The 19,838-nt window shown below is 66.7% G+C and carries 20 protein-coding genes; 7 read left to right on the top strand and 13 right to left on the bottom strand.

Annotation, left to right across the window (positions count from 1 at the left end):
- Positions 1-106 precede the first annotated feature (106 nt).
- The 8 genes from AC07PQ_RS08540 to gspG form a co-directional block, all read right to left on the bottom strand.
- On the bottom strand, positions 107-1,273 hold the full coding sequence (locus AC07PQ_RS08540; protein ID WP_493184874.1) for a phosphate ABC transporter substrate-binding protein PstS: 1,167 nt from the start codon (positions 1,271-1,273) through the stop codon (positions 107-109).
- A 534-nt stretch (positions 1,274-1,807) separates the two neighbouring features.
- Complete coding sequence (gene gspF / locus AC07PQ_RS08535; protein WP_169897576.1) at positions 1,808-3,019, bottom strand: type II secretion system inner membrane protein GspF; 1,212 nt, start codon at positions 3,017-3,019, stop codon at positions 1,808-1,810.
- Positions 3,019-4,440, bottom strand: coding sequence for a type II secretion system ATPase GspE (gene gspE, locus AC07PQ_RS08530; RefSeq protein WP_007928981.1), 1,422 nt, complete (start codon positions 4,438-4,440; stop codon positions 3,019-3,021). Before gspE ends, gspF begins: the two co-directional genes overlap by 1 nt.
- 925 nt (positions 4,441-5,365) lie before the next feature.
- The gene (gene gspD, locus AC07PQ_RS08525) at positions 5,366-7,762 is read right to left on the bottom strand and encodes a type II secretion system secretin GspD (protein ID WP_493184875.1); all 2,397 of its coding nucleotides are present in this window, start codon (positions 7,760-7,762) and stop codon (positions 5,366-5,368) included.
- Entirely contained in the window at positions 7,759-8,325 is a 567-nt protein-coding gene (locus AC07PQ_RS08520; RefSeq protein ID WP_493184876.1) for a type II secretion system protein M, read from the bottom strand. Before AC07PQ_RS08520 ends, gspD begins: the two co-directional genes overlap by 4 nt.
- Positions 8,318-9,511, bottom strand: coding sequence for a type II secretion system protein GspL (gspL, locus tag AC07PQ_RS08515; protein ID WP_493184877.1), 1,194 nt, complete (start codon positions 9,509-9,511; stop codon positions 8,318-8,320). Before gspL ends, AC07PQ_RS08520 begins: the two co-directional genes overlap by 8 nt.
- The gene (gspK, locus tag AC07PQ_RS08510) at positions 9,508-10,491 is read right to left on the bottom strand and encodes a type II secretion system minor pseudopilin GspK (RefSeq protein WP_493184878.1); all 984 of its coding nucleotides are present in this window, start codon (positions 10,489-10,491) and stop codon (positions 9,508-9,510) included. The genes gspL and gspK overlap by 4 nt, the downstream gene beginning before the upstream one ends.
- Positions 10,492-10,499: 8 nt before the next feature.
- The gene (gene gspG / locus AC07PQ_RS08505) at positions 10,500-10,979 is read right to left on the bottom strand and encodes a type II secretion system major pseudopilin GspG (RefSeq protein WP_007930668.1); all 480 of its coding nucleotides are present in this window, start codon (positions 10,977-10,979) and stop codon (positions 10,500-10,502) included.
- A gap of 148 nt (positions 10,980-11,127) precedes the next feature.
- Here gspG and gspI point away from each other — a divergent pair, with 148 nt between their 5' ends.
- Entirely contained in the window at positions 11,128-11,556 is a 429-nt protein-coding gene (gspI, locus tag AC07PQ_RS08500; RefSeq protein ID WP_007930666.1) for a type II secretion system minor pseudopilin GspI, read from the top strand.
- A 181-nt stretch (positions 11,557-11,737) separates the two neighbouring features.
- Here gspI and AC07PQ_RS08495 read toward each other — a convergent pair whose 3' ends face one another.
- Positions 11,738-12,169 carry a type II secretion system protein N gene (locus AC07PQ_RS08495; protein ID WP_007930664.1) on the bottom strand — a complete coding sequence of 144 codons (432 nt, stop codon included), beginning with the start codon at positions 12,167-12,169 and terminating at the stop codon, positions 11,738-11,740.
- A 107-nt stretch (positions 12,170-12,276) separates the two neighbouring features.
- On the opposite strand from AC07PQ_RS08495, the gene gspH reads away from it, so the two are divergent.
- Together gspH and AC07PQ_RS08485 are read left to right on the top strand one after the other, a co-directional pair.
- The gene (gene gspH / locus AC07PQ_RS08490; protein ID WP_092418651.1) at positions 12,277-12,738 is read left to right on the top strand and encodes a type II secretion system minor pseudopilin GspH; all 462 of its coding nucleotides are present in this window, start codon (positions 12,277-12,279) and stop codon (positions 12,736-12,738) included.
- Positions 12,735-13,358 carry a PulJ/GspJ family protein gene (locus AC07PQ_RS08485; protein ID WP_097137032.1) on the top strand — a complete coding sequence of 208 codons (624 nt, stop codon included), beginning with the start codon at positions 12,735-12,737 and terminating at the stop codon, positions 13,356-13,358. The genes gspH and AC07PQ_RS08485 overlap by 4 nt, the downstream gene beginning before the upstream one ends.
- A 288-nt stretch (positions 13,359-13,646) precedes the next feature.
- Here the strand turns inward: AC07PQ_RS08485 and AC07PQ_RS08480 are convergent, their stop codons facing one another.
- Genes AC07PQ_RS08480 through AC07PQ_RS08470 form a run of 3 tightly spaced genes read right to left on the bottom strand, consistent with a single transcriptional unit; the run spans position 13,647 to position 15,793 of the window.
- A complete protein-coding gene (locus AC07PQ_RS08480) occupies positions 13,647-14,597 on the bottom strand; it encodes a FecR family protein (protein WP_493184879.1) in 951 nt (316 codons plus the stop codon).
- Positions 14,598-14,636: 39 nt separating this feature from the next.
- Positions 14,637-15,182 carry an RNA polymerase sigma factor gene (locus AC07PQ_RS08475; RefSeq protein ID WP_493184880.1) on the bottom strand — a complete coding sequence of 182 codons (546 nt, stop codon included), beginning with the start codon at positions 15,180-15,182 and terminating at the stop codon, positions 14,637-14,639.
- The gene (locus AC07PQ_RS08470) at positions 15,179-15,793 is read right to left on the bottom strand and encodes an STN domain-containing protein (protein WP_493185313.1); all 615 of its coding nucleotides are present in this window, start codon (positions 15,791-15,793) and stop codon (positions 15,179-15,181) included. The genes AC07PQ_RS08475 and AC07PQ_RS08470 overlap by 4 nt, the downstream gene beginning before the upstream one ends.
- A 281-nt stretch (positions 15,794-16,074) precedes the next feature.
- Between AC07PQ_RS08470 and AC07PQ_RS08465 the strand changes: the two genes are divergently transcribed.
- Positions 16,075-16,422, top strand: a complete 348-nt coding sequence (locus AC07PQ_RS08465; RefSeq protein WP_493184881.1) for a hypothetical protein — start codon at positions 16,075-16,077, stop codon at positions 16,420-16,422.
- Between the two features lie 75 nt (positions 16,423-16,497).
- Here AC07PQ_RS08465 and AC07PQ_RS08460 read toward each other — a convergent pair whose 3' ends face one another.
- On the bottom strand, positions 16,498-16,938 hold the full coding sequence (locus AC07PQ_RS08460) for a carboxymuconolactone decarboxylase family protein (protein WP_007925797.1): 441 nt from the start codon (positions 16,936-16,938) through the stop codon (positions 16,498-16,500).
- A 341-nt stretch (positions 16,939-17,279) separates the two neighbouring features.
- Here AC07PQ_RS08460 and pdxR point away from each other — a divergent pair, with 341 nt between their 5' ends.
- From pdxR to AC07PQ_RS08445, 3 genes are all read left to right on the top strand, one after another.
- Positions 17,280-18,713, top strand: coding sequence for a MocR-like pyridoxine biosynthesis transcription factor PdxR (gene pdxR, locus AC07PQ_RS08455; RefSeq protein ID WP_493184882.1), 1,434 nt, complete (start codon positions 17,280-17,282; stop codon positions 18,711-18,713).
- A 183-nt stretch (positions 18,714-18,896) separates the two neighbouring features.
- The gene (locus tag AC07PQ_RS08450; RefSeq protein ID WP_007925793.1) at positions 18,897-19,178 is read left to right on the top strand and encodes an antibiotic biosynthesis monooxygenase family protein; all 282 of its coding nucleotides are present in this window, start codon (positions 18,897-18,899) and stop codon (positions 19,176-19,178) included.
- Positions 19,179-19,275: 97 nt separating this feature from the next.
- Entirely contained in the window at positions 19,276-19,695 is a 420-nt protein-coding gene (locus AC07PQ_RS08445; RefSeq protein WP_493184883.1) for a cupin domain-containing protein, read from the top strand.
- Positions 19,696-19,838 lie beyond the last annotated feature (143 nt).

The raw sequence follows: 19,838 nt of genomic DNA, 5'->3' as shown, positions 1-19,838 counted from the left end.
TCTTGTCATGCAAAGTTCATCTACGCGACAACAGGCGGAAACGAGAAAGCCGGCAATGGCCTGAGCCATTGCCGGCTGTTACGCGAACCCTGCCGAGGGCGGGGTATCAGGCCGGACGACCGATGCCGTTGCAGACGTTGGTGTTGCCGACACGCAGGGCGCTGGTGGTGTTGTAGAAGGTGTTGTGAACAGCGGACTGCCAGGCGGCCGACAGCGGGATGAAGGAGTGGCTCGACACCGTGGTGTTGTTGCCACCGGTGTAGTGGGTGTTGAGGAAGTTACGGATACGCAGGTTGTCACCGGCGTCCTTGTAGCACTGGCTGAAAATCAGGTTGGTGTAGCCAACGATTGGGTAGCCGGTGCTTGGGTTGGGGAAGGTCGGTACCCAATCCCGAGGGTTAGCTGGATCCTTGCCGCTGGCTGGGTTGGTAGGTGGCAACTCGGTATCCAGAGTGATTTGCACGTTGACTTGAGTTGGCAGGAAACCATTGACTGTGGCCACCTTGGCAGCATTGTTGAACTCGGCGAAGTCAGGGCTGACATAACCGATGGCGCCATTGGTGTTGGCCACGGTGGAAGCAATCGCGCCGCTACCGGAAACACCGACGTAGGTCGAGCCGGCTGGAGCATTGGTGGCCGGGTTGAAGCCCACGGCTGTGGCGAAGCTGTTGCTGGCGGCAGGTACCGAAGCAGGTTTCACAGCTTTCAGGTGAGTGGTGAAGATTTCGGTGGTGCCACTGCCGTCGGTGCGATAGACGACCGTGATAGGCAGGTTTGGACCGGCAACCCCGGCGAAGACGATTTGATTCCAGTTTGTGATCTTGCCCGAGAAGATATCGGCCAGTTGAGCACTGGTGAGGTTCAGCGTGGTTTGGCCAGCGACGTTGTAAGGCACGGTCACCGAAGTGGCTTCGGCCGGGATCTGAATCAAAGGACCGAAAGAGGCACGGCCCTTGTCGGCGCTGGCGTTGTAGGCGTTAAGTTCGGTCAGGCTCACGATTGAGTCGCTACCGGCGTAGTCGACGTTGATGCCAGCAGCCAGGTTGAACTTGGTGGAGTCATTGTTGAAGAAGGCCTGCTTGCCTGCGCCGCTGCCTACGCCGATGTAAGGGTTGAAGCCAGGAGTCGAGGAAGCCAGGATGCCGGTACCGGCGGTGGTGCCGTACAGGTTCTGTGGCAGAGTGGCACCGCCACCCACAACAGCCGCCATCGATTGGGCCGAAGCCAGAGCCGCTACGGCCAGGGAAGCTGCGATCATAGTGCGCTTAAACATGAAGAATCTCCTTTCGTCGTGTGTATACGGAGGTCAATGGTTCTTGCATGACGCCATGGCGCTCAGATCCTCTGCCCTGCTCTGAGAGCGTTGTGCGGGGTGAGGCCATGGGGAAGAAGTTCGCAGTTTCCGGTGACAGATAAAGGAAAAAACCTCGGGAGAAATGCCTTGATTTTCAAAAACTTTCTCGGGTGTTCGAGGGCCCTGGCGCGGGCTTTTCAGCGCAGCTGACAGCGAGGTGTCGCGGGGCCTTTTGCCAGCTCTTGGCCAGGCGCGGCGCGGGTCTTGGGTTGGGGGCGCTGGGGGTGGTTGTGCATGACAGAACGAGGAACCCGAGTTCGGCGGATTCGACGCTCGGGTGATGAATGGAGCACAGAAAAAAGTTGCCTGGGCTGACCCTTTCCCCTGTAGGAGCGAGCTTGCTCGCGATGGCCCTGAACCTTGACGCGGTTCTTCCCGAAACATCCCGCTGCCTTGAGTCTTTTTCGCGAGCGAGCTCGCTCCTACAGAAAAGCGAGCCCGCGATCGATGTCGTTACTGCACCAGCTGGTTGATCTCGATGATTGGCAGCAGCACCGCCATGACGATCACCAGCACCACCCCGCCCATGACCACGATCATCAGTGGTTCGAGCAAGGCGGTCATGCCCATGGCGCGGCGTTCGATGTCGCGGGACAGGGTTTGCGCGGCGCGTTCGAGCATGGGTGGCAGGGCGCCGGTTTTTTCGCCGCTGGCGATCAGGTGGATCAGCACCGGCGGGAAGACCTTCTCCACCCGCAGCGCAGCGGCCAGGTTGACGCCTTCGCGGACCTTGGCGGTGGCGTCGCTGACGCTCTGGCTCAGGCGGTCGTTGGACAGGGTCTGGCGCGCCGCTTCCAGGGCGCGCAGCAGCGGCACCCCGGCGCCGCCGAGGATCGCCAGGGTCGAGGCAAAGCGCGCGGTGTTCAGGCCCAGCACGAAGCGCCCGATCAGTGGCAGGCGCAGCACCCGGCTGTGCCAGTTCAAGCGGGCCTGGGGGTTGCGCAGGTACAGGCGCCAGCTCCAGAAGCCGCCGGCCAGCACGCCGAAACACAACCAGCCCCAGGCGCGGATGAAGTCACTGGCGTTGAGCATCGCCAGCGTCAGCCCCGGTAGGTCCTGGCGTGCCTGGGAGAAGGCGCTGACCACCTGCGGCACCACGTAGCTGAGCAGGAAGATCACGATGCCCACCGAGACCAGCCCGACCACGCCAGGGTAGATAAAGGCAGTGAGGATCTTGCCGCGCAGGGTGTTGCGCTCTTCGATGTAGTCGGCCAGGCGCTCCATGACCTGGGCCAGGTCGCCCGACTCTTCGCCAGCGGCGATCAGCGCCCGGTAGATGTCCGGGAAATCCCGCGGCCGCGCCGCCAGGGCTTCGGCCAGGCGCATGCCGCTGCGCACATCGGCGCGCACCGCGCTGAGGGTGTGGGCGATGTGCTTTTTTTCCGCTTGTTCGACCGTGGCACTCAGCGCCGCTTCCAGCGGCAGGCTGGCGCCCAGCAGGCTGGCCAGCTGGCGGGTGGCCCAGGCCAGGTCGTTGTCCGACAGCTTGGCGCTGAACAGGCTCCCGCCACCGGCCTTGGGTGTGTTGCTCTCGACCTGCACCATCAGCGCCGTCAGCCCACGGCTGCGCAGCACGCCGAAAGCAGCGCTCTGGCTGTCGGCTTCCAGGTGCCCGGACTCGATCTTGCCGAGGGCGTCGGCGGCTTCGTAGCGATAACGGTTCATCAGGCGTCCCGGGTTACGCGCAGGATTTCTTCAGGGGCGGTGGCGCCGCTGCGCACCCAGCGCTCGCCGTCCTCGCGCATGCTCAACATCCCGGCGCGCCGTGCGGCGGCGCGCAGCGCCTGTTCGTCGGCGCCCTGGTGGATCAGGCTGCGAATGTCATCGTCGATGCAGAACAGCTCGTGAATACCAGTGCGTCCGCTGTAGCCGACCTGGTTGCAGGCCGGGCAGCCCACCGGGCGCCAGGTGCCAGGGGCGGTCGGGTCTTCTTCCTTGCAGTGCGGGCACAGCCGTCGCACCAGGCGCTGGGCCAGCACCCCGAGCATCGACGAGGCCAGCAGGAACGGCTCGACGCCCATGTCGATCAGGCGGTTGACCGCCGACACCGCGTCGTTGGTGTGCAGCGTCGCCAGCACCAGGTGGCCGGTGAGCGAAGCCTGCACGGCGATCTGCGCGGTTTCCAGGTCGCGGATCTCGCCGATCATGATGATGTCCGGGTCCTGGCGCAGGATCGCGCGCAGGGCCAGGGCGAAGGTCATGTCGATCTTGGCGTTGACCTGGATCTGACTGATCCCCGGCAGGTCGTATTCCACCGGGTCTTCGACAGTGAGGATATTGCTGGTGCTGGCGTCCAGCCGCGCCAGGGCAGCGTAGAGGCTGGTGGTCTTGCCGCTGCCGGTGGGGCCGGTGACCAGCACGATGCCGTGGGGCTGGCGGATCAGGTGGTCGAGCTTGCCCAGCACCTGGGGGTCCATGCCTAAGGTTTCCAGTTGCAGGCGCCCGGCCTGTTTGTCCAGCAGACGCATCACCACCCTTTCGCCGTGCCCGGTGGGCACCGTGGACACGCGGATATCGATGGGCCGCCCGGCCACGCGCAAGGCGATGCGGCCGTCCTGGGGCAGGCGTTTTTCGGCGATGTCGAGCTGGGCCATGATCTTGATCCGCGACACCAGCGCGCCATGCAGGGCCTTGCGCGGCGAGACCACGTCGCGCAGCGTGCCGTCGACCCGGTAGCGCACCACCGAATGGCTTTCATAGGGCTCGATATGGATATCGCTGGCCTCGTCCCGCGCGGCCTGGGTCAGCAAGGCGTTGATCATGCGGATCACCGGCGCGCCGTCCTGGGTGTCCAGCAGGTCGGTGATTTCCGGGATGTCCTGCATCAGGCGGTCGAGGTCGACCTCGTTCTCGGCGGCGCCGACCACGGCGGCGGCACTGCCGGTGTCGGAATAGGCGCTGGCCAGCAGGCCGTCGAGTTCTTCGTCGCGCACCCGCTCCAGCCGCGCCGGGCCGAACTGGCGGCGCGCTTCGCTGATCGACCAGCCGGGGGTCGAGGGGCAGACCAGGAGTACGGCGCCCTCCTCGCCATGGCGCAGGAGGATGCGTTGGGATTTGGCCCAGGCGTAAGGGAGTTGGGGGTTCATGGGAGTAACTCCTGGGCTTGGCCATGGGCTTGGCCTTGACCGTGTACATATCCGTTACTGCGGTCACGGCGGCTGGCGGTTCCGCCCTTACGGCGGGGTCGGGGTACATATCCGTTGCTGCGGTAACGGCCACCTAGGGTTTCGCCCTTACGGCGAGTCACTTTGAAAAGCCCAAAGTAACCAAAGGCTCTTGCCCCCAGCGTCCGGTCCTCGCCAAGGCTCGGATTCCCTCGCTCCGGTCCTGCTCCGTGGGCCGCCGCCACAGGCCATCCATGGCCTGGGGCGGCTAACCCGGCATCCCTGCCGGGTTGCCCACTGCGCAGAACCTCCACTCGGCCTCCCGACGGGGCAAGAAAATCAAAAACAACGCGAGGCGACCTGCCGGTCGGCCTGTCTGAGAACACGTTCCCTGTAGCCGCTGCCGCAGGCTGCGATCGGCTGCGAAGCAGACGCAAAACCATGCGCCTCGATCTGCCTGATACATCGCGTCGTCTGGTTTGGCGTGCGCTGCGCGCCCGATCGCAGCCTGCGGCAGCGGCTACAAGAAGCGCGTACAACGCGCTTGGCTTTGGCTGTGGCTTTTGATCTTGCCTTTGATCCACCCGCCCCTTTCCCAGAGGCCGAACGCAGGCGTTGCGTAGGGGGTAGCGCGGCAGGGATGCCGCGCTAGCCGCCCCAGGCCATGGATGGCCTGTGGCGGCGTGCCCCCGGAGCAATGCAGGAGTGAGGGCATGCCGAGCCCTAGCGAGGCACCGAATGGAGGGGCGAGACCTTTTGGTTACTTTGGGCTGGGCCGGCATTCCGGCGTTTGCCAAAAGTGACCCGCCGTAAGGGCGGAACCGCCAGCGGCCGTTACCGCAGCAACAGATATGCCCCCCATCACCCAACGCACCAGACGCCGAGCGCATAAACGCAACAGGCGAACTCATTGCACCGGCACCGCTTTGATCCTCGCCCTCGGCGCTGGCGCAGGCGACGACACCGGCACAGCCCCCGGCACCCCCTGCTCCGCCGTCGGCAATTGCGGCGCCTGCATGTCCGGCATGGCCCAGCTGCGGTCCGGCTGCAGGCCGCCCTGGGCGCGGCGCATAAAGTCGTAGCGGTTGAGGGTGATGCTGCGCCCCGCGGCGCTGTCGCGAATGATGTAGGGCCGCAGGAACACCATCAGGTTGGTCTTGTTGGTCGAGCGGCTTTCGTTGCGAAACAGCGCGCCGATCCCGGGGATAGTCGACAGCCACGGCACCGCGTTGTTGCTCTGGCTGTAGCCGTCCTGCAGCAGTCCACCGAGGACCATGATCTGGCCGTCGTCGAGCAGGATGCTGGTGTCGATCGCGCGTTTGTTGGTCACGGTACCGGCCTGCACCGAGGCGCGCTGGTCGACGCTGCTGACCTCCTGATAGATGTCGAGCTTGACCGTCCCGCCCTCGGAAATCTGTGGCCGCACATTCAGCTTCAGGCCGACTTCCTCGCGCTGCACGGTCTGGAACGGGTTGTTGCTGTTGCCGCCACCGCCGGTGACGTAGCTGCCGGTGACGAAGGGAATGGTCTGGCCGACGAAGATGCTCGCCGCCTCGTTGTCCAGGGTCAGCAGGTTCGGGGTCGACAGCACGTTGTTCCCGCCCTTGCTCCTCAGGGCCCGGGCCAGCACCTTGAGGTCGAGGATCTTGCCGATCCCGGGGATGTCCACGGTGCCGTTGACCAGGCCGACGTTGAGGCCCTGGGGCAGCACATCGATGCTGGTCTTGCCGTTGAGGTTGAGGCCGCTGCCGCCGAGGTTGGCGCCGCCGATGACGCCGCTGCCGCCGAGATTGCCGGTCTGCCACTGCACGCCGAATTCGGCGGCGTCGTCTTCGTTGACTTCGACGATCAGGCTTTCGATCACCACCTGGGCGCGACGCTGGTCGAGCATGTCGATGACTTCGCGCAGGTTGCGGTACAGCGGTTCCGGCGCGGAAATCAGCAAGGTGTTGGTGGTGGCATCGGCCTGGATGGTCACGCCGCCGGCGCTGAAGGCGGTGTTCTGGTCGGAGGCCTGGGTGCCGCCCTGGCTGCTGCTGGAACTGCCGCCCTGGGCATAACCGCTGCCGGAGCTGGCGCCGCCGAGGCTGGAGCTGCCACTGGTGGAGCTGGTGCTGCCGCTCTGGCCGCTGCTGGAACTGCCGCCCTGGCTCATGCCGCCCATGCTGCCGAGCATGGCCCGCGCGTTGTCGCCGGTGCCGCTGTCGCTCTCGCCGGTGAGCAGGCCGCGCAGGGCCTGGGCCAGCTTGCCGGCCTGGGCGTTGCGCAGGTACACCACGTGCAGGTTGCTCGGGTTGCTCTGGGCGTTGTCCAGCTTGTAGATCAGGTTGCGCGCAAGCTCGGTGCGCTCGGGGCTGCCAGTGCGGATGATGATCGAGTTGGAACGCGGGTCGCCGACCACGCTGACCTTCTGGGTCGGGTCGGCGCCCTGGGTTTCCAGCAGCTCGGAGACCATGCCGGCGATGTCCACGGCGATGCCGTTCTGCACCGGCACCACATCGGTATCCAGGGCGCTGGGGATGTCGATGCCTTCGATGATCTGCGCCACCCGGGTGAGGTTCTCGGCGTAGTCGGTGATGACGATGCTGTTGTTGCCCGGGTAGGCGTTGATCGGGTTGTTCGGCGACACGATCGGGCGCAGCACCGGGATCAGGTTCACCGCGTTTTCGTATTGCAGGCGGAAGGTGCGGGTCAGCATGCCGTTGGCCGACGGTTTGCCGGCGTTGTAGATCGGCCCGCCGAGCAGCTTGGCGTCGGCTTCCGGCACCACCTGGGCCACGCCGCCGACGTCCACCACGCTGAAACCCTGCATGCGCAGGGCCGCCAGCAGCATGTCGTAGGCCTGGTGGGCCGGCACTTCGCCTTCGCTGACCAGGGTCAGGTTGCCCTTGACCCGCGGGTCCACCAGGAACTGCTGGCCGGTGGAACGCGCCAGCGCCCGGACCACGGCCTGGATATCGACATCGACGAAATTCAGGCGCACCGGCTGGTCGCCCAGAGGATTGCGCACCACCGTGCTGCTGGCGGCGGGAGCACCGGGGGCGCGTCCCGCACGGCTGATCGGATGCTGGAATTTGGGACGCTGGGTCTGTTGCGCCTGGGCCCGTTCCCGCTCGGCCACCACATCGCCGCCACTGCGATTGGTCTCGCCCAGGGGCCGCCCCAGTTCGCTGTCCACCAGCAACGGTGGCTGTGGCTCCTGGTTGTGACTGCACGCCGCCAGCGCCAGGGCCAGCGGCCCCAGCAGGAGCAAGGGCAACGCCTTGCGCGATTGGCGGGCGTAAAAAGAACCTGACCACTTCATGAAGCTTCCTTAGCGCCAAGCGCCTGATCCATGCGAACGGTTCCGGACAGTTTGCCTGCCGTGCCATCGATGTCGGCCGGCCCTGCGCGTTGCAGGCGGGCCTCCACCACTTCCAGGGAAAACTGCCGGGGATTGCCTAGCAGCCAACCGACCACGGCATCCGCCGGGGCCTCTTGAAAACTCAAGTGCCAGGCCCGGGGCTCGCCCTCGCCCGCCAGCTGCAACTGGTACAGCCCCTGCAGGCCGGCGGCATCCAGGGTCTGGCGCAAGGACTGCTCCAGGCTCTGCCCTGTCTCACCGCCACGGGGCCCGCCGGCCTGGTGCAGCACCAGCTCCAGGGCTTCGGACTGGGAGCGCAGCTTGGGAAGCTCGGCCTGCCAGTAATCGATCTTGTTCAGCGCCGGCTCGATCAGCACCAGCCACACCAGCAAGCCGCCCAGCAGCGCCGCCGCGCCGGCCAGCAGGCGTTTCTCGCGCAGGGCCAGGCCGTTCCAGTACAGCTGTGCCTGGGCGGCCTGACGCTGCCAGCGTTGCCGGTAACGGCTGAGGTTCAGCTTATTCATCCTCGTCTTCCTCGCTGTCGTCGGCTTCCATCGGCACCGCGCCGGTCGCCATGCCTGTGGCGGCGCGCAGGGTCCAGCCCTGGTCGCCGGGGCTGGCTTCGAGCCCGGCCTGGGTCAGCAGGCCCTGCCAGCCGCTGTCGGGCGCAGGGACACGGGTGTCGCTGAGCAGGCTCAGCTGCAATTCGCCGTTCTGATAGTTCAAACGCTCGACCCCGCCGATCACGAAAGGCATGGCATTGCTGGCCTGCAGCACCAGGCTGTTGAAGCTGTGCGGAGCGTCGCCGCTGGCCCCGCTCTGGCGCGCCGCCAGTTGCTGACGCGCCTGTTGCAGGGGGTTGAGGATCACCGGCAATTCCGGGAACACCTGCTGCACCCGTTGGCTCATCTGCGCCTTGAGCTGCTGGCCCTGGGCCGCCTGGCGCGCGGCGTACAGGTTCAGGCCCAGGGTCCAGACCACCAGCGCCACCGCGCACAGCGCCGCGGCACGACCCCAGCCCTGCTGGCGAGCGCTGTTGTCCTGCACCCCGCCGTGCAGGCCCCAGTCGGGTGCCTGGCCGGTCCAGCGGCAGCTGTCCGGCAGTTGCTCCAGGGCCGCTGGCGGGGCCGCCTCGCCTATCCATTGCAACCCGGCGCCGTTGGCCAGCAACGCCTGCAAGGCATCTTCGGGTAGCGGTTGCACACTGCCCTGCCGCGGGCTATGGCGCAGCAACAGGTGCTGGTCTTGCAGGCAGGCGCTCAACTGGCCCGCCGCCGGCACCGGCAAGGCATAGGGCGCCGGGTACAGGCCGCGCAGTTTCAGGCCGGACTGCTCCAGCACCTGGCCGAGCCGCGCCAGCGCCTCGCGCGGCAACCAGCTGATGTGCACCTGGCCGTCGCTGTCGCGCGGGCTGTGGGCCACGTACAGGCTGTCGCTGTGGCCGAGAATCAGCGCCTGGGCGGCACAGGCCACCGCCGCGCTGACCTTGGCCGGGGCCAGGGCCGGTAGCTCGATACTCGCCAGCAGGCTGTCCTCGGGGTGCAGGAAACACTCCACCGCCGGCGCCTTGGGCATCTGCCCCAGTTGCATCAGGCTGGCTTCGCCGGCTTCCTTGACCTGGCCTTCCTTAGCCTGGAGCCGGGCAAAGCTCACCCGGCTCTCGGCCGTCAGTGTGTGCAAGGGCGGCAGGCTGACGCGCAAGCGGCTCATACGCCCACCCGCGACCAGATCACCCGGGGCATGTTGTCTTCGCTGCGGTGCAGCAAGGCCAGCAGCTTGACCCGGCGCCGCTCGCCACGGGCCTGGCCTTGCAGGCGGAACCATTCGCTGGTGATGCCGACCCGCACCGCGTCCGCCGGTACCTGCGGCATGCGCAGGCGGTTGATGAAGTCACCCTGGTTGATGAACCACTGGCCGCTGTCGCGCTCGGCGATCAGCGCCTTGGCCCGTGGCAGCGCCAGCCCCGGCACGGTCGCGGCGAGCACTTCGGCGCTGGCGGTGTTGCCGTTGACCCAGGTATTGGCCGGCAGGATGGTGACAAAGGGTTGCAAGCGCGCCAGCAGCTTTTCGTCGACGCCGTTCACCCCCAGCAAGTCGTCGAGACTGCGTAGCATCGGTTGCTTGGCCGGCAGCGGTTTGCGCGCGGCCTCGGGCGAAGTGTCGCGACCGCTCTGGAAACCGTTATTGACCGGCGCCGCCGTGCCTTCCGGGCTCAACTGCCGTGGGTAGGAAGCGATCACCCGCTGGCTGATGCGCTGGCCCAGGGTCGCGCTGACCCCGAGCAGCTCGCACAGGCGCTGGAAATTCTCTATCTGCAACGGGTCGAGGCGGTCGTTGGCCAGCAGGTTGCGCAGGTTGAACTTGCTCTGCTCGTCCTCCAGCCGCCCCTCGAACGGCCCGGCGCCGGGGCCTAGGGCCGCGAGCTGGATCGGCCGCGCCCAGTTCTGGTCGAGGCGGGTCAACACGTCGCGCTGGCGGTCTTCCCACAGGCGCTGGCGGCTGACTTCCATGCCGCCCTGCAACTGCCAGCTGCCCTGGACCCGCAGCTGCTCGCTTTCCAGCCCGCGGGTGAACAGGGTCTGGCGGGTCAGCATGCCGCCGGCGATCACCGCCACCACGGCGGCGATCAACAAGGCGCTGATAATGGCCATGCCACGCTGTTTCGCCGCTGTCGGCGAACGGGCTGTCATGGCGGCGCTTACAACTGCCAGGAGCCGATATCGGCATTCACGCCGTCACCGTCTGGCTGGCCGTCGGCCCCCAGGGAGAACACATCCACTTCGCCATTGGCCCCCGGGTTCAGGTAATGGTAAGGACGGCCCCAGGGGTCGTTGGGCAGGCGTTCCAGGTAGGAGCGCCAGTTGCTGTTCTTGGCATCCGCCGGGCGCTCCACCAGCACTTTCAGGCCCTGGTTCATGCTCGGGTAGGTGCCGTGGTCGAGGCGATAGAGCTTGAGGGCCTGCATCAGCCCGCCGATGTCCTGCTTGGCCGCGGTGGCCCGGGCCTGGTCCGGACGGTCGAGTACCTTGGGCACCACCATCGCGGCGAGGATCCCGAGAATGACCACCACCACCATGATCTCGATCAGGGTGAAACCGCCCTGTCCGCGTGGGCGGCGGGGCTGGAGGCGGGGCTGACAGCAGGATCCGGGGTGTGACGTGAAGCGCACGACATCCATCTCGACGTTCCTTGGCTTGATTTCGATTCGTCGGGCAGTGTTACAAGAAAATATGTCAGTGATATTGACGTTGCTCGGGAGCGTCCGTAGCCAATCGGTCAAATTTGCCATGTAGCCTGCAAGCCTCCATTTGCGCCACGAGACGTCCATGCCGGGGCCACGCCAGCCACTACTCAAACGACCCGCCGGACCGCCAGCCGCTGAACAGCGGGGTTTCACCCTGATCGAGGTGTTGGTGGCGCTGGCGATCATCGCCGTGGCCATGTCGGCGGCGATCCGCGTGGCCGGGTTGATGACCCAGAGCAATGGTTTGTTGCGGGATAAATCCATCGCCTTGCTGGCGGCCCAGTCGCGCCTGGCGGAACTGCGCCTGGAAGGCCGCCTGCCGCCCGGGACCAAAAACATCGAATGCGATCAGGGCCGGCTCAAGCTGCGCTGCGAACAGAACATCGCGCCCAGCCCCGACCCACGGCTGTCCCGGGTCAGCGTGCGGGTCCTCGACCGCAGCCGCGAGGCCCCGCCCCTGGCGCGCCTGGACACCCTGGTTGCGCGGACACCGAAAAACCCCAATCGCTAAGGAATAACCCTGTAGGAGCGAGCTTGCTCGCGATGGACGTTAACGATAATGCGTGTTGAGTGGATGAACGCGGCGTTCTCGGGTCCATCGCGAGCAAGCTCGCTCCTACAGGGGACTCCGCTAGGCATGGCCTGCGTAGCGCCGAAGGCTCCAGCGTGCAGCCACTTGTCGTACAGAGCCATCACTGCCGGGTCAGCACCGGCAGCGCCGGGCTTTCCGGCAACTTGCTGACATCCAGCCGCGAGCGCTCGCCGCCGCGCTCGATCACCACCCCGTCGCCCTCGATGGCCACCAGTTGCACGCCCTGGGCCAGGCGCTCGCCCACCAGGAAGCTGCGCGGCGGCGCGTCGTTGAGGCTGAGGATCGCTACCGCGCCGCGGGGGCTGGCCATCAGCCCGGTGACCTTGATGTCCAGCGCCAGCGGCTGGTTGGAAAACCACTGCTGCGCCGGGCTCTGCGCCTGGGCGGCCAGGGCTTGCGGCGGCGCCTGCGGGGTGCGTGACTCGGCGGGGGTCAGCAGCAGCGACGACCAGGTCGCCACCCCGGCCACGATCGCCAGCAGGGCCACGGACTGCACCAGCTGCGGCGGGGAAAATCGATGGACGAATGCCATGGCAAGGACCTCCTGTTTGTCCGTCTTCGCAGCCTAGCGCGAAATGGTCACGTTTTTATTTCACATTCGCCGGGCAGGATGAAAACCGACGCACAGGAGCGCGCCCCATGACCCCATCCCGACAACAGGGCTTCACCCTGATCGAGCTGATGGTGGTGCTGGTGATCATCGGGATCGCCAGCGCCGCCATCAGCCTGAGCATCCGCCCCGACCCGCTGCAGGGCCTGCGCAAAGATGCCGAGCGCCTGGCGCAGTTGCTCCAGGTGGCCCAGGCCGAGGCCCGCGTGGATGGCCGGCCCATCAGTTGGCGGGCGGATGCCAAGGGTTTCGCCTTCAGCCGGCCCAGCGACGACGGCCGCGGCCTCGACCAGTTCAAGGACGACCCGCAACTGCGCCCGCGGCCCTGGGAAAGCCCGACGATCAAAGTGCGCATCGAGCCCGGCCCGCGGCTGGTGCTCAACGCCGAATGGATAGACGCGCCGCTGCAGGTGCAACTGTCCGACGGCCGGCACAGCCTGACGGTGCAACGCACCGCCACAGGCGTGGTCCGGGTGGTGGCACAGCCATGAGGGCGCGGACCAACCAGCGCCAAGGCGGCTTTACTCTGATCGAGGTGATGGTGGCGATCCTGCTGATGGCGGTGGTCAGCGTGATCGCCTGGCGCGGGCTGGACAGCGTCAGCCGGGCCGACAGCCATTTGCAGGCCAGCAGCGAGCAGACCGAGGAACTGCTGCGCACCCTGCACCAGCTGGAACGGGACGTGGCGCTGCGGGCCAGTGTCGAACTGATGGAACCGGTGCCGGCCGGGGCCGATGCCGAAGCCGTCGATGTGCCGGCGGCCCTCACCGTGCGCAGCGCCGACAGCGGCACCTTCCGCCTGGATGTGATCCGCAGTTCGGCGACGCCCGGCGAGGGCCTGCAACGGGTGCGCTGGTGGCTCAAGGGCGACACCCTGTACCGCGCGGCGGCGCCGGCCCGCGATCGTTATCCGCTGCCCGCGCCGAAAAACGGCGTGGCGGTGCTGGAGCACGTCAGCGACTTGCAACTGCGGGTCTGGGATCGGGACAAGGGCTGGCGCCAGCTCAGCGGCAACCGCAAGGAAAACCCGCCAGGCCTGGAGATCCGCCTGGTGCGGCAGACGCCCCAGGGCGAGGAGCGTTATCGCCAGGTGCTGGGGCCGTTGGAATGATTGCCGCGTCGAGCTGGACGCCGCACCTGTAGCCGCTGCCGAGCGCAGCGAGGCTGCGATCGAGGACGAAGTCCTCGCCAAACCTGAGCACGCGGTTTGCCAGGAAAACTGGATTGCCCGGTTTACGACCGCTGCGCAGCCGATCGCAGCCTCGCTGCGCTCGGCAGCGGCTACAGAAACTCGCGCCCCCGTCGAAATGGAGGCTTGCCCGCGATCCAGGCCACGCGGGTTGCCTGAACGAACGCTATCGCGAGCAAGCTTCGCTCCTACAGATCCAGGTGGCAGGTCTCAGCTCAACAACACCACGCCGCCCGGCAATTCGGTGCACTTGGCGCCGTAGGCGTCACGGATCAGCAGCGCCACGCCGGCCAGCTGGTTGAGGTTGAAGCGCGCCTGCACCTTGCGCTTGCCCAGCTCGGCGTTGAGCAGCACCAGCATGCCCGGACGGTAGCGGTTGATCTCGTCGATCACCGTGTTGAGGGTGGCGTTGTCGAACACCAGCACCTGCTCGCGCCAGGCGATCACCGCCGTTGGGTCCACCGCCGTCGGCTCGCCGACCTGGCGGCTGTCGTAGGTCAGTTGGCGACCGCTGTCCAGGCGGATCAGCCGGCCGCCGACCTCGACCTGCAGCGCGCCATCGATGCAGGTCACGCAGACGCTGTGGTTGGTATTGCGCACATTGAAGCGTGCCTGGGAGGCGCTCAGCCAGCCGTTGCCGGCCTGGACCCGCACCGGCAGCGCACTTTGGCTCAACACCTCGACCTCGCCTTCGAGCAGTTCGATGCCCTGCCCGCCGTCGGCCAGTTCGCGCCGGCTGATACGGGTCTGGGTGTTGAGTTCCAGGCTCAGCCCGTCCTCCAGTTCGACCCGGCGCTGCTCGCCGACCTCGGTGCGGTAGTCGGCGCTCAGCCCGGCAAAACCGCCGGGCACCGAGACCCGCACCGCCACCAGGGCCACCGAGGCCGCCAGCGCTCCACCGAGAAAGGCCCGGCGGCCGAAGCGCCGCGGCTGCGCCTGTTGCTGGCAGCGTTCGGCGGCCGGCTTCAGGCTGTGCCACAGCAACTTGGCCTGCTCGAAGGCCTCGGCATGCTGCGGGCTCTGCGCGCACCACTGCTGCAAGGCCCGGGCGTCGGCCGCGGTGGCCCGCCCCGAGGTCAGCAGGAGCAGCCAGTCCTGGGCCTCGTTGCGCAGCCGGTGGTCCGGTGTCGCCCGAGAAGTGGAGATGCTAAAGATGTTCAAGCGTGCGGGTACTCACGGATTAATCGGGACCTTTAGTGACTAGGACGGTTTTCCGGCGCCGGGACCGAACCGCTGAATCACTTTTCTTTCAAGGCGCGAGGCGCAGTGGCCCAGGGCAGCCTTGATTTCCTTCTCGACCATCCGTGTCGAAATGCCGAAGCGCTGGGAGATTTCCAGGTGCGGCGCCTCCTCCAGGCGCGCAGCGATAAAGATCTTGCGGCGGCGCGCCGGCAGTTCGTAGAGCGCCTTGAGCAGCGATTGGATTTCCTTCTGCCCGTCCACCACCCGCGACGGGTCCAGGGCCTCGTCGCTGATCTGCAGCAGTTCCTCGACCTCGCTGCCGGTGAGTAGCCGGGCATCGGCCTCGCGGCGGTCGGCGGCGATGTTCAGGGCCATGCGATACAGGTAGGCATTGGGCTGGGCGAGGTTCGGCGGCTCTTCCATGCGGTCGACCCGCAGGTAGGTTTCGTGCAGCACATCGTTGGCCAGGTCCTCCGAGCCCAGGCGCCGGCGCAGACGTACCTTGAAGTCGTCGTAGGAGGTCAGGAACAACCTGACCATCGCACTGTGCCCGGTATTCTTCATGCCCCGGAGGCTCCCTGGCGTTGTCTGCAATCCATGCGTTTTCCTGCGCTGTCGGGTATCAGAAGCAAGGTCACTGGCTGGCGCAGCGAACTTGGCGCGGGTCGTTCGACCCAGGTCTCGCTCAGGCTCTGCACCAGCGCCTCGTCGCGCCGCAGATCGCCGGTGGTGGTGACCAGGCGGCTGTGCTCGATATGCCCGCCGCGGTCGATCCACAGTTGCAGCACCGCGCGATAACGCCCCGGCCGGGTCAGTTCCGAACGGCACAGGCCGGCCTCCACCGCGCGTTGCAGCGCACTGGCGAAACTGTCGCTGGCCCAGGCCCCGGCACCGCCGCCCGTCCCCTTGGGGGCAGGTGCATCGCTGAGCTGGGCGACTTGCAAGGTAAAGGCATCGGAACGGGCGTAACGGGCCATCAAACCACTTCCTGTCAGCAGGCGACTCAGGGCGTCCCGGGCGCTGTAGCGCCCCTGGACCCGTACCGAGCGACGCCCTCGGGTCAGCTCGCGGTCCACCAGCACCGCCATCCCGGTCGAGCGGCTGAACAGTTCCAGCGCTTCGGCCAGGTCTTGCGCGGCGATGTCCAGGTCCAGCAGCCGGTGCGAATCCACCATCGGCGGCGCGGGTTGCGCCGCCCGCAACCCGCCCGAGGCGGCCAGCGCCAACAGCAGCGCAAGCCCCCAGCGCGCGAACACCGCGTGAAAGAAAGACCGATACCCGACCTTTGCTCGGCGTCGCTGCACGGCTGACCTGTCCCTGAAAACCGTCATCCTGAGGCCAGTTTATGAACCTGATGTGACGGTGCCCGCAAAAAAACCATCACCTTTGCGCCACCCGCCTTGCTTTACACTCAAGGACCGCAACGGCCCCTCCCGGGCCCGCCAGGAGGCCCCCGATGAAACAGCTTCGCACCCTTGTCGCCAGCCTGATGCTCGGCGCCCTGCCGCTGGCCGGCCACGCCGCCACGCCCGTCGAAGCGCCCGCCGCCGCTCCCGGCAAAACGCCCACGGAGGGGTGTATCGATGTCAGCGTGGGTGGCTACAAGGCCCCGGACTACGGTTGCCTGAGCCAGCAGATGGGCAACAACCCCGACGGCGCCAAGGCCGAGCAGAAGAACCAGGAAGCCCTGCAGGTGCCGGTCCACAAGCGCCCGCCAAACCAGATGGGCCTGGCCACTCCGGCCGCCACCAGCACGCGGATGGGCAATACCTTCGGCACCTCGGTGAAGCCGCAGCGGCCTTGAGGTTGTGTGTTCGGGCCCTGTCGCGAGCAGCCGTTTGCCGAGCATTGGCTGGCGTGGATGGAAAAGGAATCCGGGCTAGACGCTGGGCTGTTGGCGGAACGCCACGGCCAGGCGGTTCCAGCAGTTGATCGCCGCCACCGCGACCGTCAGGTCGACCAGCTCGCGCTCGCTGAATTCGCCACGCACGGCCTGGAACAACGCATCCGGCACCGCGGATTCGGACAACAGGGTCACCGACTCGCTCCAGGCCAGCGCCGAGCGTTCCCGCGGGCTGAACAACGCCGAATCGCGCCACACGCCGAGGGCGTACAGGCGCCGCTCGCTCTCGCCGTTCTGGCGCGCCTGCACCGCGTGCATGTCGGCGCAGAACGCGCAGTGGTTGAGTTGCGAGACGCGGATCTTGACCAGCTCCAGCAGGGGTTTCTCGATGGACAGGTCGAAGCTTTGTGCCTCGAGCATCAACAAGCCCTTGAGGGCTTCCGGCGAGGCGCTGTAGTAATCCAGGCGGGGTTCCATCGGGAGTCACCCTGAGCGTGTGTTGGTGTTCCCCCAGCCTAAGGTCCGCGTCGGCCTGCCCCTATAGCCAATCCGGGGGTTTATCGGCAGTCCATCGGGCCGGGGTCGGCTCAAGACCGCCGAAGCCCTTCGGGCTTATCGTCCGAACGCGGCCCGAGCCTGCGGTAGCGGCTACACCGCCCGGTCCGAAGGCAGCGCCGAACCCTGTAGCCGCTGCCGAAGGCTGCGATCGCGGACGCAGTCCGCGCCAGGATGTCAGGCCAATCCCGATACCAGGCCGCTACACCAAACCCGGCCGGGCGGGTAATCTGGCGGGCACTGATCGTTTTGGAATGTCATCGATGGAACTGCATGTCGTCATCAACGGGCGCAAGGACCTGGCCGACCAGCTGTATCGGCAACTGCGCGACGCCATCGAGTGCGGGCGGCTGGCGGCGGGCGCGCAATTGCCGCCGAGCCGCCTGCTGGCCGAGCAACTGGGGATCTCGCGCAAGACGGTGTCGGACACCTACAGCCTGTTGACCTACGAGAACTTCCTGATCGGCCGGATCGGCCGCGGCACCTTCGTCAATGCCCGGCCGGTGAAGGCCGAACCCAAGCAGAGCGCCGCCGACCTGGCCTGCGCACAGAGCCTGGAAAAATGGCGGGAGCTGCCCTCGCCCCTGCGCCATCCGACTCTGGAAGGCACCTCGCGCTACGAGTTCATCGGCGGCGCCACCAGCCGCAATCAGTTCCCCCAGGAAGAGTGGCGACGCTGCACCCAGGACGCCCTGCGGCGGATCGCCCAGAGCGGCGGTTTCTACAGCCAGCCGGAAGGCCTGCCGGCGCTGCGCAATGCGATTGCCGGGCATGTCTCGTTCTCGCGCGGCGTGGTCTGCAGCGACGCCGACATCGTGGTCTGCAACGGCGCGCAACAAGCCCTGGACCTGATCGCCCGGGTGGTGCTCGAACCCGGCAGCCTGGTGGCCATGGAAGACCCCGGCTACACCCCGGCGCGCCTGCTGTTCAGTGCCCAGGGCGCGACGGTGATCGGCGTGCCGGTGGACGACCAGGGCATCCAGGTCGAGCGGATTCCCGATGGCGTACGGCTGATCTACGTCACCCCGTCCCATCAGTTCCCCCTGGGCATGCCCATGAGCCCGGCCCGCCGCGAGGCCTTGCTGGAGCGGGCGCGGGAGCTGGGGGCGATCGTCATCGAGGACGATTACGACAGCGACTTCCGCTACGAGGGGCGCCCCACCGATTCCCTGCAAAGCCTGGATAAGCGCGGCGTGGTGGCCTATGTCGGGACCTTCTCGAAGACCATGCTGCCGCAGCTGCGCCTGGGCTACGCGGTGCTGCCACCGGCGATCCTCGGCGCGGTGATCAAGGCCAAGCGCCTCACCGACTGCCACACCTCGACCCTGCCGCAATGGGCGCTGGCCAAGTTCATCGCCGAGGGTTACCTGCTCAAGCACATCCGCCGCTGCCACACGGTGTACGCCGGGCGCCGCGAGCGCATCCTGCAGCGCCTGAACGGCGACCTCTCGCCCTGGCTGCAGGCGGTGCCGTCCACCGCCGGCTTCCACATGGCGGCGCTGTGCAAGGTGCCGGTGAATATCCCGCTGTTGCTGGAGCTGGCGAAGAAGGTCGAGGTCGGGCTCTACCCGCTGCACGGCTTCTATTATCAGGAGCCGGCCAGGGACGGGCTGTTCATCGGCTTTGGCGCCATCGAGACCCTGGACATCGACCCGGCCCTGGACAAGGTGCGCGACATCCTGCAACAGATCGCCTGATTGGCCCCGGGCTTTTCCCGGGGATTGGTTATTTTTGTTGCAATCTTGCGGCCCTATTCTGAGCCTCCAGCAAACGCCGTGACTGCAACTGCGATCTTGAGATTCTGCACCTGCTCCGTCGGAGTGCCGCCCAAGCCGATCGCAGCCTGCGGCAACGGCTACAGGACTCGCGGAGGGTTCTAGATGTCCAGTCCAGCCATCAATATTGTGCAGATCAGGGCCGCCCAGGGCCGTTCGGAGGAGCTTGGCCAGCAGTTGACCACGCTTCTCGCCGCCCTGCGCGAGGCTCCCGGTTGCCTGGCGTACAGCGCCCAGTGCAACACAGCGGACTCGCACCGCTGGACCGTAAGCGGCCAGTGGCGCTCGGCGGCCGAGATGCAGGCGCATTTCCATCTGCCGGCGGCCCAGGGTTTCATCGACCTGCTGGCCAGCCGCCTGGCCTGCGCCCTCGACTTCGAACACTGAGGCATTGGTCTGCGCTTCTTTGCCGGGATTGGTTATAGGCCGGTCGCACCAGCGGGCTTACCTTGAGCCGACCCCTTTCGCACCGGAGAAACCGACCATGAAGACCCTCGCTGCCCTGACCTGCGCCCTCGCCGGCCTGACCCTGCTCACCGCCCTGGGCGCCGCTGCCCATGACCCGGAGTACGGCCAGGAAAAAACCAGGATCCTGCAGGAACATGCCCTGAACAACCTGCCGGGCAAGACCGCGCTGATGCTCACCGTCGACTACGCACCGGGCCAGGCCACGGTGCCGCACATGCACAAGGGCGCGGCCCTGGCCTATGTGCTCGAAGGCGAGATCACCTCGCGGGTCAACGACGAACCGGCCATCACCTACAAGGCAGGCCAATCCTGGTACGAACCGGCCGGCTCGCAGCACCCGGTGTCGGCCAACGCCAGCGCCAGCAAACCCGCCAGGCTGCTGGTGTTCATGCTCAAGGACGCCAAGGACGAAGTGCTGACGCCGCTGAAGCAGTAAGCGCCTGGCAGCAGATACTCCGTAGGAACGAGGCTTGCCCGCGATAACGTCAGTACAAACAGCACAAGGCCAAGCCGATAAAAAGGCGCCTGGCCGCTGCGCGGATCGCGAGCAAGCTTCGCTCCTACAGAAGCGGCTACAGC

Source organism: Pseudomonas sp. GW821-FHT09E12, assembly GCF_059416085.1.
The sequence above is the reverse complement of the archived record's forward strand: the minus strand, read 5'-3'. Positions and strand labels throughout refer to the sequence as shown.

Excerpts from the sequence above, each read along its gene's own strand:
- AC07PQ_RS08540 (WP_493184874.1), bottom strand. The coding sequence starts at position 1,273 with ATGTTTAAGCGCACTATGATCGCAGCTTCCCTGGCCGTAGCGGCTCTG.
- gspF (WP_169897576.1), bottom strand. The coding sequence starts at position 3,019 with ATGAACCGTTATCGCTACGAAGCCGCCGACGCCCTCGGCAAGATCGAG.
- gspE (WP_007928981.1), bottom strand. The coding sequence starts at position 4,440 with ATGAACCCCCAACTCCCTTACGCCTGGGCCAAATCCCAACGCATCCTC.
- gspD (WP_493184875.1), bottom strand. The coding sequence starts at position 7,762 with ATGAAGTGGTCAGGTTCTTTTTACGCCCGCCAATCGCGCAAGGCGTTG.
- AC07PQ_RS08520 (WP_493184876.1), bottom strand. The coding sequence starts at position 8,325 with ATGAATAAGCTGAACCTCAGCCGTTACCGGCAACGCTGGCAGCGTCAG.
- gspL (WP_493184877.1), bottom strand. The coding sequence starts at position 9,511 with ATGAGCCGCTTGCGCGTCAGCCTGCCGCCCTTGCACACACTGACGGCC.
- gspK (WP_493184878.1), bottom strand. The coding sequence starts at position 10,491 with ATGACAGCCCGTTCGCCGACAGCGGCGAAACAGCGTGGCATGGCCATT.
- gspG (WP_007930668.1), bottom strand. The coding sequence starts at position 10,979 with ATGGATGTCGTGCGCTTCACGTCACACCCCGGATCCTGCTGTCAGCCC.
- gspI (WP_007930666.1), top strand. The coding sequence starts at position 11,128 with ATGCCGGGGCCACGCCAGCCACTACTCAAACGACCCGCCGGACCGCCA.
- AC07PQ_RS08495 (WP_007930664.1), bottom strand. The coding sequence starts at position 12,169 with ATGGCATTCGTCCATCGATTTTCCCCGCCGCAGCTGGTGCAGTCCGTG.
- gspH (WP_092418651.1), top strand. The coding sequence starts at position 12,277 with ATGACCCCATCCCGACAACAGGGCTTCACCCTGATCGAGCTGATGGTG.
- AC07PQ_RS08485 (WP_097137032.1), top strand. The coding sequence starts at position 12,735 with ATGAGGGCGCGGACCAACCAGCGCCAAGGCGGCTTTACTCTGATCGAG.
- AC07PQ_RS08475 (WP_493184880.1), bottom strand. The coding sequence starts at position 15,182 with ATGAAGAATACCGGGCACAGTGCGATGGTCAGGTTGTTCCTGACCTCC.
- AC07PQ_RS08470 (WP_493185313.1), bottom strand. The coding sequence starts at position 15,793 with ATGGTGGATTCGCACCGGCTGCTGGACCTGGACATCGCCGCGCAAGAC.
- AC07PQ_RS08465 (WP_493184881.1), top strand. The coding sequence starts at position 16,075 with ATGAAACAGCTTCGCACCCTTGTCGCCAGCCTGATGCTCGGCGCCCTG.
- AC07PQ_RS08460 (WP_007925797.1), bottom strand. The coding sequence starts at position 16,938 with ATGGAACCCCGCCTGGATTACTACAGCGCCTCGCCGGAAGCCCTCAAG.
- pdxR (WP_493184882.1), top strand. The coding sequence starts at position 17,280 with ATGGAACTGCATGTCGTCATCAACGGGCGCAAGGACCTGGCCGACCAG.
- AC07PQ_RS08450 (WP_007925793.1), top strand. The coding sequence starts at position 18,897 with ATGTCCAGTCCAGCCATCAATATTGTGCAGATCAGGGCCGCCCAGGGC.
- AC07PQ_RS08445 (WP_493184883.1), top strand. The coding sequence starts at position 19,276 with ATGAAGACCCTCGCTGCCCTGACCTGCGCCCTCGCCGGCCTGACCCTG.